Here is a 15,141-nt window from a genome sequence, read left to right on the forward strand (position 1 = left end):
TCCAGGCTTATCACCCGATCAGGGAGACACGTGCCCGCACGAAACGACGATCTGCGCGACGCGCTGCGACGGGCCGCGTCAGCGCTGCGCGACCACGGGCCCGCTTTCGCCCTGGGCGGCAGCTATGCCCTGTGGGTGTTCGGCGGCCCCGAACCCGTGCACGACGTGGATTTCGTCGTGGCCGAACCCGACACCGAGGCCGCCGCGCTGACGCTGGAGAAGGCCGGCTTCACCATCGAGCGCACTCCCGAGGACTGGTTGTTCAAGGCGTGCGTCGAGGACGACTTCGTCATCGACGTGCTGCACCGGCTCAACGGCGTGCCCGTCGACGCCGACACCATCGCCGGCGCCGAGGAGTTCGACGTGCTCGCGATCCAGATGAAGGTGTTGTCGCCGACGTACGTGCTGGTGGAAAAGCTCAACTCGCTCAACGAGCACAACTGCGACTTCTCGGCCCTGCTGCCGGCCGTGCGCGCCGTGCGCGAGCAGCTGGACTGGCAGCGGCTACGCGCCGAAACCGCCGAAAACCCCTTTGCCACCGCATTTCTGGTGCTCGTCGACCGGCTGGAGATCACCGCGTGACTCGTTCGCGCCGAGTGTGGACTCGATGCACGTTCCAGGCGCCAAACGTGTGCGGGTAATCCACGTTCGGCGCACGCTGAAGAGCCGAAGGAGGGTCAGCGGCACAGGCGCTGCGCGACGGCGGCGACCGCACGCACCACCTCGGGCGGTTCGAGCACCTCGAAGTCGTAGCCGACCGTCGCGAAGTACAGCACCATCCGTTCGGGGTCGTCGGCGCCCGCGGTGACGATGCACGCATCGGGCCCGTCGGGCTCGATCGACGCCGATGCCGGTGGGAAGTGTTGAGCCACAACCTCTTCCGGTGATTGATAGCGCACCCGGGCGACGTAGCGGTACGGCGAGCTGCTGATCGACCGGCGCACATAGGTGGCCGCGTCCGGCGCATCGCGCGCAACGAACGTCGTACCCATCGCACGTACCTCAGACATCCGGTCCAGCCGCAGGCTGCGCCAGTCCTGCCGATCACGGTCGTAGGCCAGCAGATACCAACGCCGCCCGGTGGTCACCAGCTGGTAGGGCTCGAGCCGGCGCTGGGTGGCGTTGCCGCGGATGTCGACGTAGCCGGCGCTGACGTGTTCGTGGTCGCGGCTGGCGCGGGCCAGAGTCATCAGCACGTCGGGTTCGACGGGCGGATCCGACGACGGCGAGGTCAGCGTGACGGTGGCGTCGTGCACCGCGGCGACCTGTGAGCGCAGCCGCGCCGGCATCACCTGGTCGAGCTTGGACAGTGCGCGCAGCGCCGATTCTCCGACGCCGGCGATCGTGCCGCCCGCGGCCAGCCGCAGGCACACCGCCATCGCGACGGCCTCGTCGGGGTCCAGCAGCAGCGGGGGCAGTGCCGCGCCCGCGCCGAGTCGGTAGCCCCCGCCGCGCCCCTTGCTGGCGTGCACGGGATAGCCGAGGTCACGCAGCCGTTCGACGTCACGCCGGACGCTGCGCGTGGTCACGTTGAGGCGCTCGGCGAGCTCCTCACCCGTCCACACCCGCCGCGACTGCAGCAACCCCAGCAGCTGCAGCACCCGGCTCGTCGTCTCGGCCATACGTCAGACCCTGTCACACTCTTAGGACTGAAACTGTCCTATACGAGTGTCAGGGTGGACGGATGAACATTCCCGAGTTGTTGGCCGACCAGTTGGACTTTCACTGGACACATCAGCTGCGGCCGCGACTGACCGGCCTGACCGACGACGAGTACTTCTGGGAGCCGGTCCCGGGCTGCTGGACGGTGCGTCGGGACGGATCGATCGACTACGCGTATCCGCCGCCGGAGCCGGCGCCGTTCACGACGATCGCCTGGCGGCTGGCCCACGTCATTATCGGAGTGCTCGCGATGCGCAACCACTCGCACTTCGGCGGCCCGGAAGCGAGCTATGACACGTGGCAGTACGCTACCGACGCCGCGACGGCGCTGAGTCAGCTCGACGACGCCTACGCCCGATGGATCGCCGGGGTCAGGGCGCTGCGCGACGACGAGCTGGACCGTCCGATCGGGCCCGCCGAGGGTCCGTGGGCCGAGTATCCGATGTCGGCGCTGGTTTTGCACATCAATCGGGAAGTGATCCACCACGGCGCCGAAATAGCTTGTATCCGAGACCTTTACCTCCACACGAAAGGAAAGTAGCGATGCCGGGATTGCCCCCACCAGGCGCCGATGAGCGCCAGGCACTGCTGGAAGTTCTGGCGTTTCAGCAGAATGCATTCTTCGCGGCGGCCTACGGACTCACCGATGAGCAGGCGCGCTCGACGCCGTCGGTGAGCACGCTGTCCATCGGCGGGTTGATCAAACACGCCGCCGGAGTGCAGAAGGGCTGGGCGGACCGCGCGGCGCACGCTCCCCAGTTCCCGCCCAAAGACGAGCGACCGATGGACGAGATCATGGCCGAGTATGCCGATCAGTACGTGATGCACGACGACGAGACGCTCGACGGGCTGCTCGAGCAGCTGAAGCGGCAGAACGCGCAGACACTGCAGGTGCTGGGCTCGGTTCCGCTCGACACACCGGTGCCGGTGCCCCACGAGGTGCCGTGGTTCCCCAAGGACATCGACCATTGGGACGTGCGCTGGGTGGCGCTGCACCTGATCGAAGAGTTGTCCCGGCATGCCGGGCACGCGGACATCATCCGCGAATCCATCGACGGCGCAACGATGTACGAGCTGATGGCGGCCAACGAAGAGTGGCCGGAGACCGACTTCATCAAGCGCTGGCGGCCGCGATCTCAGGCGGGCAGGGAGTCCCAGAACGCATCTTCGTAGTGGTCGGCGTCTTCGTAGTGGTCGGCGTCGTCGAAACCGCGCAGTCGGGCGACCTCGTCGAACAAGGCCAGCACGCGCTGGTGGATGTGGTACTCGGTGGAGCGGGGCATGGTGCCCGGTCCGTAGACGCCGCGCCGCAGCCGACGAACCCGGCCGCGACGTACCTCCCAGCGCAAGGCATCGGATACGGCCTTCGAGGGGTTGCCCACCACGGCGAACCCCTGGCACCCGAGCAGCTCGAGCATTTCGTAGATGCTGGCCCGGCCGTGCACATCGAGATTGTGCGTCAGTGCGTAGCGCAGTTCGATGCCGCGCAAGACCCTTCGGTTCATGGCGCCACAGTGGCATCGAGGGGTGACAAGTGCGCGCCGGCTCCGGGGTACATGTGCGGAAATGCCAAGCTCTGAGCGAATCTTTCGCTCAACTACTACCCACCGTCACAACATCAGCGAATCTTTCGCTCAGAGGTTGGCAACTCCAAGGGTGCACCCCGGCGACAACGGTGCTCCCCCGGCGACAAAACGGCCCCCGGAGACAACAGTGCCCTCGGAGACAACAGTGCTCCGCCCGAGACCCGAGAGAGGAAGGCGACGCACCGGGAGCCCTACCGCAGCACCATCCGCACCGCGTAGTCGACCACCGCGTCCAGATCCGTACCCAGTCGGCCGGCCAGCCACTGCTGGGCCAACTCGGCCATCGCGCCGGTGTACATCGCCGCGCCCACCTGCGCGGCCACCGGATCAAACGACGGGTGCAGGCGCCAGCCCTCCGTCAACACGCCTTCGCGCAACTGATCCTGCGTCGCCGCCCGCCGCGCCGCCAGCACCGGGTTCGACCGTGCATCGGTGAACAACACCCGCCCGCGCCGCGGATCCGCCGAGCTGAAACCCAACACGGCCGCGATCCCCGCCCGCGTCCTGGCCCGCAGCGACTCCCCCGCACCCTCGATCGCCGACGCCACCGCGTCGGCCAGCGCCGCGCTCACCTCGTCGTATACCGCACCCAGCAGTTCGTCGACATCGGCGAAGCTCTCGTAGAAGTAGCGGGTGTTCAAACCGCACGCGCGGCACACCGAGCGCACCGAAACCGCGGCCTCCCCACCCTCGCCGAACAGCTCGAACGCCGCGGCGACCAACTGCGCGCGACGCTCCGCGCGCCGGTCGGTCAGCGGCACGCCGGCCCATCGGGTGGGACTGGTCATGCCCTCAGCGTAAGCCGACTCTGGTCACGGATGTAACCAAAGTTGTATTCTGGTTACAGCCGTGACCAAACCTGAGAAGAGGTCAGCCTTGTTCCTGCCGCACCAGATCGTCGGTCAGATGCTCAACACACGCTTCGACCAGGCCGTCCGCCGCAACTACTTCAAGGGCATGGAGTTCGCGGCCCCGGTCGGCGACCCGGGCTGGTTCGGGCCGGGCAGCGCGGTCTGGCACGTGCACTCGCACACCTATGCGCTGATCTTCGGCCTGCAGTGCGCGGCCTACATGGAACGGCTCGACCCGTCGATCTACTGGATGGGTATGCACCATTCGCGGCTGGTCAAACGCGATCCGGAAACGGGTATCGCGGTTCCCCAGATCGACCCGAAGGGCGCGTTGGTGCGCCTCGGCCATTCCGTCGCCTTCTTCATCGGCACCGCCTACGGCTCCACCGATACCGCCGAACGGCTGGCCCAAACCGTGCGCGCCATGCACCACACCATCAAGGGCACCCGCCCCGACGGCGCGCCCTACGACGCCGACGACCCGGACTGGTTGCGCTGGAACTACGCGACCGTGGTCTGGGGGCTGGCCACCGCGCACGAGCTCTATCACCCAAACCCGCTGCGCGGCAAGAGGCTTGACCAGTACTACGGCGAGTTCGTCCGCGTCGGCCACGCGCTGGGCGGTACCGATCTGCCGAGCACCAAAGCCGAGACCGCCGAGTGCCTCGAGTCGTACCTGCCCAAGCTCGCCGTCACCCACGGCACCGCGATGTCCACCGGCGCCAACCTGCCGATGCCGCAGGCCGCGGTCGACTGGGCCATCCGCGACACCATGCCGAAGTGGGCCAAGCAGATGATCCACCACCAGGACCCCAACATCATCGAGCGCACCGTGCGGCGGGCCACGGTGTGGAGCATCATCAACGGCCTGCAGACGGCCGCCGGCACCCCGCCGGAGTTCCGCCAGGCTCAGGAGCGGGTCAAGGCAGGCACCACCGTGCCCCACACGCTGCCGACCTACCAGCTCGGCGACGATCCGGTGCGCACCCGCGAGGAGATCGAGCACAGCTTCGCCTAGCCCCGCGAGACTGCAGCTTCGCAGACAAAGCGCGGGTAAACCCCTGCAGAAATGCAGTTTCGCGGCATGCACGACGTTTTGAGACACTGGGCCCATGAGTACGACTAAAAACCGCGAGGTCGCGAAGCTGGACCGGGTTCCGCTGCCGCTCGAGGCTGCGCGCATGGGAGCGACGGGCTGGCAGGTAACCCGCACCGGCGCTCGGGTCGTCACCAAGCTCGCCGGCCGCGGCTCACTGCAACAGAAGGTCATCAGGCAGATCCCCCAGACGTTCGCCGATCTGGGGCCGACGTACGTCAAGTTCGGCCAGATCATCGCGTCGAGCCCCGGCGCGTTCGGCGAACCGCTCTCCAAGGAGTTCCGCAGCCTGCTCGACCGGGTGCCGCCCGCCGACGCCAAGCAGATCCAGAAACTGTTCCGCGAGGAACTCGGCGACGAACCCGCCAACCTGTTCAAGAGCTTCGACGATCAGCCGTTCGCAAGCGCCTCGATCGCGCAGGTGCACTACGCCACCCTGCACACCGGCGAAGAGGTCGTCGTCAAGATCCAGCGTCCCGGCATCCGCCGACGCGTCGCCGCCGACCTGCAGATCCTCAAGCGCGGCGCGCGGCTGGTGGAGTTCGCCAAGCTGGGTCAGCGCCTGAGCGCACAGGACGTCGTCGCCGACTTCGCCGACAACCTCGCCGAGGAACTGGACTTCCGGCTCGAGGCGCAGTCGATGGACGCGTGGGTGGCACATATGCACTCATCGCCGCTGGGCAAGAACATCCGTGTGCCCCAGGTGTTTTGGGATCTGACCAGCGAGCGGGTGCTGACGATGGAGCGGGTCAACGGCACCCGCATCGACGACGTCGCCAACATCCGCAAGAAGGGTTTCGACGGCACCGAACTGGTCAAGGCGCTGTTGTTCAGCGTCTTCGAGGGCGGCCTGCGGCACGGCCTGTTCCACGGCGACCTGCACGCGGGCAACCTCTACGTCGACGACGACGGCAAGATCGTGTTCTTTGACTTCGGCATCATGGGCCGCATCGACCCCCGCACCCGCTGGCTCTTGAGGGAACTGGTCTACGCCCTGCTGGTGAAGAAGGACCACGCCGCGGCGGGCAAGATCGTGGTGCTGATGGGTGCGGTCGGCACCATGAAACCCGAGGCGCAGGCCGCCAAGGACCTGGAGAAGTTCGCCACCCCGCTGACCATGTCCACGCTGGGAGATATGAGCTACGCCGAGATCGGCAAGCAGCTGTCCACCCTGGCCGAGGCCTACGACGTCAAGCTGCCCCGCGAACTGGTGCTGATCGGCAAGCAGTTCCTCTACGTCGAGCGCTACATGAAGCTGCTCGCCCCCAAGTGGCAGATGATGTCCGATCCGCAGCTCACCGGATACTTCGCCAACTTCATGGTCGAGGTCAGCCGCGAGCACACCGACGAACGCTTGCGCGAGGAGAATCCAACCGACGAAGAACTCGACAGCGAGGTCCAGACCTAGATGCAGATCCGCACCGGCACCGCCAAATCAGGCGACCTTGACATCTACTTCGAAGACATGGGCGACCCGAACGACCCGGCGGTCCTGCTCATCATGGGTCTGGGCGCGCAGCTTCTGTTGTGGCGCAAGGACTTCTGCGAAAAGCTGATCAACCAGGGCCTGCGCGTCATCCGCTACGACAACCGCGACGTCGGCCTGTCCAGCAAGTTGGTCGGCCAACACGCCAGCACACCGCTCCCGGTCAGGATGATCCGCTCCCAGCTCGGCCTGAAGAGTCCGGCGCCCTACACGCTCGAGGACATGGCCGATGACGCCGCCGCGGTGCTCGACCATCTCGAGGTCGACAACGCCCACGTCGTCGGCGCCTCGATGGGCGGAATGATCGCCCAGATCTTCGCCGCCCGGCACAGCACACGCACCAGAACGCTGGCGGTCATCTTCTCCAGCAACAACCAGGCGCTGCTTCCGCCGCCGGGCCCGCGGCATCTGCTGGCGATCCTGCAGCGGCCCAAGGACGCCAGCCGCGAGACCGTCATCGCCAACGCGGTGCGGGTCAGCAAGATCATCGGCAGCCCCGGCTATCCGCGCCCCGACGACACGATCCGCGCCGAGGCGATCGAAGGCTACGACCGCTCCTACTATCCCGCCGGCATCGGTCGTCAGTTCTCCGCGATCCTGGGTAGCGGCAGCCTGCGGCGCTACGACAAGCAGATCACCGCACCGACCGTCGTCATCCACGGCAAGTCCGACAAGCTGATGCGCCCGTTTGGCGGGCGGGTGGTGGCCAGGGCGATCAAGGACGCGCGCCTGGTCCTGTACGCCGGGATGGGCCATGAGCTGCCCGAACCGCTGTGGGATGACATCATCGGCGAGCTCAAGAACAACTTTTCGGCCCGTTGAGCACCGCGCATTGGAGTCGGCTCGGCAGAAGCGGCTACGCTCGACAGCTTGAGAGGCGTGTCCGCCGTTCTGCGGCCGTGCGGGGAGTACGGTCAACAACACCATGTGATCGGCGTCACCAGAAAGGCCAAGCAGGGGAATATGTCTGATAACTCATCCGGCACCAAGGATTTGACGCCGCATTTCGAGGACATCCAGGCGCACTACGACCTGTCGGACGACTTCTTCGGCGTGTTCCAGGATCCGACGCGCAAGTACAGCTGCGCGTACTTCACCGGGCCGGACGTGACGCTGTCGGAGGCGCAGATCGCCAACGTCGATCAGCATCTCGACAAGCTGGACCTCAAGCCGGGGATGACGCTGCTGGAGGTCGGCTGCGGCTGGGGCCTGACGCTGCAGCGGGCGATGGAGAAGTACGACGTCAACGTCATCGGCCTGACGCTGAGCAAGAACCAGCAGGCCTACTGCAATGAACTGCTCAGCAACGTCGCCAGTGAGCGGACGTATGACGTGCGCCTGGAGGGCTGGGAGCAGTTCCATTCCCCCGTCGACCGCATCGTGTCGATCGAGGCCTTCGAACACTTCGGCTTCGAGCGCTACGACGACTACTTCAAGACCTGCTTTGACATCATGCCCGACGACGGCCGGATGACGATCCAGAGCAGCGTCGGCTACCACCCCTATGACCTGGCCGAGCGCGGCAAGAAGCTGACGTTCGACCTGGCCCGGTTCGTGAAGTTCATCATCACCGAGATCTTCCCGGGTGGACGGCTGCCGACCACCCAGATGATGGTCGAGCACGGCGAGAAGGCCGGCTTCGTGGTGCCCGAGCCGCAGTCGCTGCGCAACCACTACATCAAGACGCTGGGCATCTGGGCCGCCAGGCTCGAGCAGCACAAGGACGCAGCGATCGCGGCCACCGACGAGGAGAACTACCACCGTTACATGCGGTACCTCACCGGCGCGCAGTTCTACTTCGTCGACGAGAGCATCGACGTCAGCCTGGTCACCTACCTGAAGCCGGGCGCCGCCGCATAGGCGACGACGACGGTTTCGTCGGCGTCAGTTCATGTTCCAGTGCTCGCCGTAGGTGGTGACGCTGTCACCGGCTGAGGAGATGAGCCGGGCGAACGGGCGCAGCATCACACCGCCGGCAGCACCGGTCACCGTGCCATGGGCGTTGGATACCGCCACGGTGCCTTCGGGGCCGCTGACGTTCACCGAGAACGTCGCGACCTCCTGGATACCGGGACCGTTGCCGAGGTCGGCGCTCAGCGACACCCCGGGAAACAGGTTGGGCGTCGTGATGAAGCCCGGACCGAAGATCGCGGTGGGAAAGCCGGGCAGCGGCGCGTTGTCGAGGAGAATGTTGGGCGTGGTGTAGCTGAACCTGATGCCGACGCCGAGCGCCCACGGGAACCCGATCTGATAGCCGAGTTCCATTTTGCCCTTGAACGACTTGGCTTTCGGCCCTGTCACGGTGTATTTAGCCCGACCGGAATGAAACCACTCGCGCGTCAGCCGGTTGCGGTCCATCGGGGTCACCCCGTTGAGAAACGTGTCCCACTGCTGGATGGTCAGCGTCCGATCGAGGCCGTCAACCACGCTCAACTCGTTATCAAGCGTCGCGTGGGAGGTCCCGGTGCTGACGAACAACGACGCGACCGCCGCTACGAACACGATTCCCAACCGGCCGATTGCCCGCATCATCACCTAACTTCATCGTCGGCCGGCTAGATCGGCCACAGCGTCGGTCTGTCGTTGCCATCGCACGTCGAAAGTGACGCGACTGCAAAAAAGCATCGCGGCTCACCATAGTGATCATCCGCAACAGAAGAAACATAACGTGCGCGAAAATTACGCGTGACGAGCGGGGTGGTTACGTGAAGACAGCGCGACAGGCTGCGCCCCTCGCTCGTCGAAAGCGTCCGTCCCTGGAAAACGTCCGCCCGGGCACAGCGTCCGTCCGGGGACAGCGTCCGTCCGGGGAAAGCGTCCGTCCGGGGACAGCGTCCGTCCGGGGACTGTGACTGTACTGCCAAGCTCTGAGCGAATTTTTCGCTCAATTCCGACGGCATGTAGTACTTGAGCGAAAGTTTCGCTCAGAGGTTGGCACAGCACACCATAGGCGCACTGCCACGCCAGCGGGCTCAGGCAGCGGCTTGGCCGGGGTCGCCCGCGTTGCCCGCGCCCGCGTTGCCCGCGCCCGCGTTGCCCGCGTTACCTGCGTTGCCCGCGCCGGCATCGCCATTGCCGCCGTCGTCTCCGGTGTCGGCGCCGACGGTCCCGGTGCCGTTCTCGCCCTCAGTGCCGGCATCCTCGTTCTCGACGCCCGCGGTTTCGTCGTCAATGGGGCCGAGATCCTCGGTGCCGGCATCCTCGTTCGCGGTGCCCTCGGTCTCGTCGTCGATCGGCCCGACGTCCTCGCCTTCGGTGCCGTCGTCGTCTGTGGCGTCGGTGCCATTCGTGACGTCCTCGTTGACGACATCCTCGTCGGCCACGTCGTCGCCGACGGCCGCGTCGTCGCGTTGGTTGACGACGAGCGCCAGCTTCTGCTTCCAGGCCGGTTCGGACTTCCCGGACTCGCCCTTCGGGGTCGAGGACGCCGCCAGGGTGGTATCGGCGGGCGGCGCGATCAGCGTGGTCGTCCCGCCGCCGAACGCATTCTGGATACCTTCACCGACCGCCTCGACAAGGTCCTGACCGACCGCGAACCAGTTCTGGAACGGGTTGAACGGCAGCGGCGACAACCACCGTGTCTGCCCCGGATCACCGCTCCAGTTGTAGCCGAGGTCCACCAGCACCTTCAGCACCGGCGTAACGAGATCGACGACCGGTCGCACGAACGGCCGCAACGGGCCGGGCACGATCTGCATCACCAGATCCGTCAGCGGCAGGCTCTTCGCCGGAATCATGAAGTACCGGTTGCCTTCGGCGTCGACGCGGCAGTTCGGGCCTGGGCACGGCCCCTGCAGGATCTGCGCCAACTCTTCCTCGGTGTAGCCGTAGGCGATCGAACTGTCGGGGGAACTGCCGGTTGGCGACAGGTAATACCCGTGCACGAGCTCAAAGGCAGCCAGCGCGTTGAGCATCGCGAACGGGTTGAGCCAATACAGCGGCGCATACATCACCGGGTCGTATTCGAAGCCGACGCTGGTGATCGGAATTCCAAGGTTGGTCGGCATCGACGGACCGAACGTGATGTCGAGAAACGGGATCGTCGGCAGAAACCCGAGCCGGGTGAAAAGCCCGCCGTCGGGGTTGTAGGCGTTGCCGATCACGAACACCGACAGCCGTTGTTTGAGTTCCGGGCTCAGGCTGGCCAGGTTGCGCAGCTCGTTGGAGACGACGGCCCCGCCCTGGGAGTAGCCGGCGAGGATGATGTCGTCGTCGGTGTTGACCAGCCGGTCGATCAAGGTGGTGTTGAGGTTGGTGGCACCGGTGCCGACCGAGTCGTTCCACGTGTCACACCGGCCGGGCACGCACCACCCGGAGAAGAAGAACAGCGGGAAGAACGACGCCGGGTAATTGATCCCGGTCAACGTGCAGTCGGTGGCCGCGACGCACTCCGCAGGCAGTTCTGCGTCGGTGCCGCCGATGTAGCGGTCGTAGAAGTTCGGCATGTAGTTCTCGACGACGTTGGCGTTCGGCGTGCCCGTGCCGGGCACGATCAACACCGTGGTGGCGGCCAGGCTCAGCGCCGCCATCACCGCCGTGATGACACCGAAGACTGCCGTGCTCAGGGCACCGAGAAAAACGAGGAAGATAGCTCGACCGGCCTTACGCATGCGTCGAATATCACACAACGCACCGATCCACGGCAGGAGAACACGCAAAAGTTGCCCCGGCAAAGTTAGCCGGAGGCTGTTCGGCGCCCAAGAGCGTGCGGTTTCGAGCTCAGGTACACGGTGAGACCACAGCGGACGACTGTCGGCTGTGCTGCGCCCAGTGGGCGGCAGTGTCGTGGCGATGGTCGACCGGCCGCTGACCGCGCCGGGGAGTGCGCGCCATTAATTCCGACGACGGGCGCGCGGGTCACACGCGTCGTCGACGCGCTTTTCCCCGCGGCGCACCGCCGTGCTCGCCGTCGCGCTACACGCAACCACGGTCGCGGTGCGGCGCCCGATTAAATCGGCGACGACGCGCGAACGGCGTCATCGCGCGGTCGCAGGCGGGCACTGCCGGCAGCGGCAGCGCGTCGACCCATTCAACCTGGCATCCACACGATTTTCGCACGTCGCCGCGACCATGCCCACGCAATATGCTGCACGGGATGTCATTGCGCGCGTTGGTGATCGGAGGCTTGCGCCATCACGCGCGCCTCGTCAATATTTGCGTATTAGCAACCAAATAAGCCATTTCATTCGTTCGCGTAAATAATTTCAATCAAGACCAATTCATAGGGAAACACCCGATTCCATCTCGGGAATCGGTCGCTACTGTGCACAAGTATGGAGGCGGGAGATGAAACCGCGTGCTTTCTCGCGGAGTGGTACCTGCCTGAGCTGACCGAGGAATCCGTCGACGACATGGTCGCCAGGATCGACGCCGCCGCCGCGAGCGTCACGAGTGAGGGCACGCCGGCACGACTTCTGGTCACGCTCTCCGTTCCCGCCGACGAGGTGCTGTACGGCGTGTTCTGCAGTGACTCGCCAGAGATCGTGTCGCGGATCTGCAACGCGGCAGGCGCCCCGCATCAACGGCTGTCCACGCGGGTGGGCACCCGAATCCGAGAGCAACGTTCCTGAAGTTGCCACAGTGACGCAGGAGCACTGCGCATCAGCCTCGTAGCGCAGGCTGCAACCAGCCGTTATAGGCTCGGTTTGCTGTGGGCGAGGGGTGGTAATGGCTTCCGGCGTGATCGAACGTCCGGCTGAATATCGGGTGGTATCGGATTTCCTCCGATCCGCCGCGACGCACCCATCAGGCCTCGTACTCGAAGGTGAAGCAGGCGTCGGCAAGACGACGCTGTGGCTCGCCGGGGTGGATGACGCCCGTGCGAGCGGCTTTCGGGTGTTCTGGGCCCGGGTCGGCCCGCAGGAAACCACGCTGACATACGCCGCCGTCGCCGATCTTCTCAGCGAGGTCGAGGGCACGGTTCTCGACGCGCTTCCGGAGGTGCAACGCAACGCGGTCGATCACGTTCTGTTTCGCGCCAGCGGTGCCGGACCGGCAACAGACCAAGGCGTCATCGCTGCGGCGCTGGTTTCGGTCATCGAGCAAACGTCACGTGACGAACCGGTCCTGGTCGCCATCGACGACATACAGTGGCTCGATCCCTCGAGCCGCACCGTCCTCGCCGCCGCTGCCCGCCAGCTCTCGGGGCCGGTCGGGCTGTTGCTCACAGAACGAACCGACCATGATGGCGCCGACACCGAAAGTTCGTTGCAGTTAGCCCCTGCCGACGGCATCGTCCGGCACCGCGTGGGCCCGCTGAGCCTGGGCGCGTTGCATGCGATGCTCTCCGCGCGTATCGGCCGCCCGCTCCCCCGCCCGGCGCTGGTGCGGATCGCCGAGATCTCGGGCGGGAACCCCTTTTACGCGCTGGAGCTGGCGCGGGCGGTCGAGTCCGGCAGCTCGGCGTCGGTCCTTCCGGTGACGTTGGCCGAGTTGATGCGGCGCCGGATCGGACACCTGGACGGTGAGGCCAAGCTTCTGCTGCTCGCCGCCGCGTCCTCGGCGACACCGACGGTCGAGTCACTTGCCCAGATCACCGGCACCGACCCACAACGCACTTTGCAGGTGCTCAAGGAGACGGAAGCCAAGGGAATTCTCGCGGTCGACAGTGACGTCGTTCAGTTCGCCCATCCGTTGTTGGCACGGACCGTGTACGCCGACGCCACGCGAAGCGAGCGCCGGGCCATGCACCGGCGCCTGGCCGAAGTGGTCACCCTGCCCGAGGCGAGGGCCAGACATATGGCAATGGCCGCATCGAGTGCGGACGCCGCGACGCTGGAGGCGCTCGACGAAGCTGCTGATGCCGCACGCGCCCGCGGTGCTCCCGCTGCCGCCGCCGAGTTGATCGAACTGGCGATCGGGCTCGGCGGCGACACACCCGTGCGCCGAATTCGCGCCGCCGAGAACCATCTGCACGCCGGCGATCTGGAGCAGGCGCGAAGCCTACTTGACACGCTGATGGCACGAAAGCCGCGCGGCACCGACCGGGCCATGGCGCTGAACTTGTTGGCCACCATGCGAATTCACCACAGCCGCTTCGAAGAAGCGGTCTCCCTTCTCGAGCAGGCGCTCAGCACTTCTGCGTGCAGCCCCGACGTGCGTGTCCGCACCCTGCTGTTGTTGTCGCACGCACGGCTCAACGCCGGCGATTTCGCACCGGCTCTGCAGAATGCCGAACGCGCCGTCACATACGCCGTCGACGTCGGTGATCCCGATCTGACCAGCCAGGCCCTGTCCCTGCGGACCACGATCGCCTGCATGTGCGGACGCGGTGTCGACGTCTCTAGCCTTCGGCGCGCACTGACCCTGGAGCGGCCCGATAGCGAGGCGCCGATCGCATTCCGCGCCAGCGCCAACAACGCGTTATTGCTGGCGTGGACAGGCCAACTGGATGAGGCCAGTGAGCAGTTGGCCGCGGTACACCGACGCTGTGTCGAGCGGGGCGCAGAGACCGACCTGACGTTCATCGCCGTGATAACCGCGCTGACCAACGTGTGGCGGGGCAGGTACGCAGAAGCGGGGCGGCTGGCCGAGGAGACGCTGGAGCGTGCCCAACAGCTCGGCGGCGATCAATTGTGCGTCATCGCGAAGGCCGTGCAGTCGCTTGTCATGGCATACACCGGTCAAATAGCGGAGACACGCGAGACCGCGTGTAGTGCAATCGATCTAGCACAGCAGTGCGGCGAACCAGGGCTGGCCGACTGGGCGTCGGTCAGCTTGGGCTTCCTCGAGGTTTCGCTCGGCAATTTCCAAGACGCGGTGCGGATATTGCGGCCGCTGGTCGACCGCTTCCCGTCCGTACCTGGCACCGAAATCGTCAACGTGGCCTACGTTCCCGACGCGGTCAGAGCGCTGCTCGCGCTGGGTCGGTACCCCGAAACAGAACCGATGATCGACGCGCTTGAGGTCAACGGGCAGTTGCTTGATCGGCCGTGGATGTTGGCCATCGGCGCGAGGTGCCGGAGCTTGTCGTTGGCGGCACAAGGCGACGTCGAAGCGGCCGTCCACAAGGCGGAAGAGGCCCTGGCACACCATGAACGGCTGCCGATGCCGTTCGAGCGCGCACGCACGCTGCTGCTGCTGGGCCAACTGCAACGTCGCCGACGAAAGAAGGACGTTGCGCGCGCGACGGTGGCGGAGTCGCTGCGGGCCTTCGAGGAGTTGGGGACACCGCTGTGGGCCGATCGCGCCCGCGCCGAATTGGACCGCGCCAGCGGTCTTACCGGCGGCGGTTCGGGCTTGACGCCGTCCGAACGGCGGGTCGCGGAGTTGGCGGCGTCGGGAATGACAACGCGGGAAGTCGCCACGGCGTTGTTTATCAGCCCGAAGACCGTGGAAGCCAACCTCGCCCGCATCTACCGCAAGCTGGGGATCAACACCCGGGCCGAGCTCGGACGGATTTTTGGCCAGGGTCAGCGATAGCCAGAAAGTTGCTTTCGGAAGCAAATTTGCAGGTCCGTC

The 15,141-nt window shown here is 66.0% G+C and carries 14 protein-coding genes; 9 read left to right on the top strand and 5 right to left on the bottom strand.

The window, feature by feature from the left end; all coding sequences use genetic code 11:
• Positions 1 to 9: 9 nt before the first annotated feature.
• The gene (locus K3U96_RS21745; protein ID WP_479494933.1) at positions 10 to 582 is read left to right on the top strand and encodes a nucleotidyltransferase; all 573 of its coding nucleotides are present in this window, start codon (positions 10 to 12) and stop codon (positions 580 to 582) included.
• Positions 583 to 677: 95 nt separating this feature from the next.
• Here the strand turns inward: K3U96_RS21745 and K3U96_RS21750 are convergent, their stop codons facing one another.
• A complete protein-coding gene (locus tag K3U96_RS21750; RefSeq protein ID WP_220691054.1) occupies positions 678 to 1,622 on the bottom strand; it encodes a helix-turn-helix transcriptional regulator in 945 nt (314 codons plus the stop codon).
• Positions 1,623 to 1,684: 62 nt separating this feature from the next.
• On the opposite strand from K3U96_RS21750, the gene K3U96_RS21755 reads away from it, so the two are divergent.
• Both K3U96_RS21755 and K3U96_RS21760 read left to right on the top strand, forming a co-directional pair.
• Complete coding sequence (locus tag K3U96_RS21755; protein ID WP_220691055.1) at positions 1,685 to 2,203, top strand: DinB family protein; 519 nt, start codon at positions 1,685 to 1,687, stop codon at positions 2,201 to 2,203.
• A 2-nt stretch (positions 2,204 to 2,205) separates the two neighbouring features.
• Complete coding sequence (locus tag K3U96_RS21760; protein ID WP_069405338.1) at positions 2,206 to 2,835, top strand: DinB family protein; 630 nt, start codon at positions 2,206 to 2,208, stop codon at positions 2,833 to 2,835.
• On the opposite strand, the gene K3U96_RS21765 is transcribed toward K3U96_RS21760, so the two are convergent.
• Entirely contained in the window at positions 2,799 to 3,167 is a 369-nt protein-coding gene (locus K3U96_RS21765; protein WP_230982237.1) for a hypothetical protein, read from the bottom strand. The genes K3U96_RS21760 and K3U96_RS21765 overlap by 37 nt on opposite strands.
• 272 nt (positions 3,168 to 3,439) lie before the next feature.
• Positions 3,440 to 4,036 carry a TetR/AcrR family transcriptional regulator gene (locus K3U96_RS21770; protein ID WP_220691056.1) on the bottom strand — a complete coding sequence of 199 codons (597 nt, stop codon included), beginning with the start codon at positions 4,034 to 4,036 and terminating at the stop codon, positions 3,440 to 3,442.
• A gap of 88 nt (positions 4,037 to 4,124) precedes the next feature.
• Here K3U96_RS21770 and K3U96_RS21775 point away from each other — a divergent pair, with 88 nt between their 5' ends.
• The 4 genes from K3U96_RS21775 to K3U96_RS21790 all read left to right on the top strand — a co-directional run bounded on the left by K3U96_RS21775 (position 4,125) and on the right by K3U96_RS21790 (position 8,541).
• On the top strand, positions 4,125 to 5,117 hold the full coding sequence (locus tag K3U96_RS21775) for an oxygenase MpaB family protein (RefSeq protein WP_220693635.1): 993 nt from the start codon (positions 4,125 to 4,127) through the stop codon (positions 5,115 to 5,117).
• A 94-nt stretch (positions 5,118 to 5,211) separates the two neighbouring features.
• Complete coding sequence (locus K3U96_RS21780; protein ID WP_220691057.1) at positions 5,212 to 6,603, top strand: ABC1 kinase family protein; 1,392 nt, start codon at positions 5,212 to 5,214, stop codon at positions 6,601 to 6,603.
• Entirely contained in the window at positions 6,604 to 7,503 is a 900-nt protein-coding gene (locus tag K3U96_RS21785) for an alpha/beta fold hydrolase (protein ID WP_220691058.1), read from the top strand.
• Between the two features lie 141 nt (positions 7,504 to 7,644).
• The gene (locus K3U96_RS21790) at positions 7,645 to 8,541 is read left to right on the top strand and encodes a cyclopropane mycolic acid synthase family methyltransferase (RefSeq protein ID WP_220691059.1); all 897 of its coding nucleotides are present in this window, start codon (positions 7,645 to 7,647) and stop codon (positions 8,539 to 8,541) included.
• Between the two features lie 24 nt (positions 8,542 to 8,565).
• Here the strand turns inward: K3U96_RS21790 and mspA are convergent, their stop codons facing one another.
• Together mspA and K3U96_RS21800 are read right to left on the bottom strand one after the other, a co-directional pair.
• Positions 8,566 to 9,210, bottom strand: coding sequence for a porin MspA (gene mspA, locus K3U96_RS21795; protein WP_069405343.1), 645 nt, complete (start codon positions 9,208 to 9,210; stop codon positions 8,566 to 8,568).
• Between the two features lie 443 nt (positions 9,211 to 9,653).
• A complete protein-coding gene (locus K3U96_RS21800) occupies positions 9,654 to 11,291 on the bottom strand; it encodes a PE-PPE domain-containing protein (RefSeq protein WP_220691060.1) in 1,638 nt (545 codons plus the stop codon).
• A gap of 663 nt (positions 11,292 to 11,954) precedes the next feature.
• On the opposite strand from K3U96_RS21800, the gene K3U96_RS21805 reads away from it, so the two are divergent.
• Both K3U96_RS21805 and K3U96_RS21810 read left to right on the top strand, forming a co-directional pair.
• Positions 11,955 to 12,251 carry a hypothetical protein gene (locus K3U96_RS21805; protein WP_069405331.1) on the top strand — a complete coding sequence of 99 codons (297 nt, stop codon included), beginning with the start codon at positions 11,955 to 11,957 and terminating at the stop codon, positions 12,249 to 12,251.
• Between the two features lie 97 nt (positions 12,252 to 12,348).
• The gene (locus tag K3U96_RS21810) at positions 12,349 to 15,102 is read left to right on the top strand and encodes an AAA family ATPase (RefSeq protein WP_220691061.1); all 2,754 of its coding nucleotides are present in this window, start codon (positions 12,349 to 12,351) and stop codon (positions 15,100 to 15,102) included.
• Positions 15,103 to 15,141: the final 39 nt, after the last annotated feature.

Origin of the sequence: Mycolicibacterium holsaticum DSM 44478 = JCM 12374, from assembly GCF_019645835.1 — a bacterium.
In the GTDB taxonomy this organism is placed as follows: domain Bacteria; phylum Actinomycetota; class Actinomycetes; order Mycobacteriales; family Mycobacteriaceae; genus Mycobacterium; species Mycobacterium holsaticum.

Excerpts from the sequence above, each read along its gene's own strand:
- K3U96_RS21750 (WP_220691054.1), bottom strand. The coding sequence starts at position 1,622 with ATGGCCGAGACGACGAGCCGGGTGCTGCAGCTGCTGGGGTTGCTGCAG.
- K3U96_RS21755 (WP_220691055.1), top strand. The coding sequence starts at position 1,685 with ATGAACATTCCCGAGTTGTTGGCCGACCAGTTGGACTTTCACTGGACA.
- K3U96_RS21760 (WP_069405338.1), top strand. The coding sequence starts at position 2,206 with ATGCCGGGATTGCCCCCACCAGGCGCCGATGAGCGCCAGGCACTGCTG.
- K3U96_RS21765 (WP_230982237.1), bottom strand. The coding sequence starts at position 3,167 with ATGAACCGAAGGGTCTTGCGCGGCATCGAACTGCGCTACGCACTGACG.
- K3U96_RS21770 (WP_220691056.1), bottom strand. The coding sequence starts at position 4,036 with ATGACCAGTCCCACCCGATGGGCCGGCGTGCCGCTGACCGACCGGCGC.
- K3U96_RS21780 (WP_220691057.1), top strand. The coding sequence starts at position 5,212 with ATGAGTACGACTAAAAACCGCGAGGTCGCGAAGCTGGACCGGGTTCCG.
- K3U96_RS21785 (WP_220691058.1), top strand. The coding sequence starts at position 6,604 with ATGCAGATCCGCACCGGCACCGCCAAATCAGGCGACCTTGACATCTAC.
- K3U96_RS21790 (WP_220691059.1), top strand. The coding sequence starts at position 7,645 with ATGTCTGATAACTCATCCGGCACCAAGGATTTGACGCCGCATTTCGAG.
- mspA (WP_069405343.1), bottom strand. The coding sequence starts at position 9,210 with ATGCGGGCAATCGGCCGGTTGGGAATCGTGTTCGTAGCGGCGGTCGCG.
- K3U96_RS21800 (WP_220691060.1), bottom strand. The coding sequence starts at position 11,291 with ATGCGTAAGGCCGGTCGAGCTATCTTCCTCGTTTTTCTCGGTGCCCTG.
- K3U96_RS21805 (WP_069405331.1), top strand. The coding sequence starts at position 11,955 with ATGGAGGCGGGAGATGAAACCGCGTGCTTTCTCGCGGAGTGGTACCTG.
- K3U96_RS21810 (WP_220691061.1), top strand. The coding sequence starts at position 12,349 with ATGGCTTCCGGCGTGATCGAACGTCCGGCTGAATATCGGGTGGTATCG.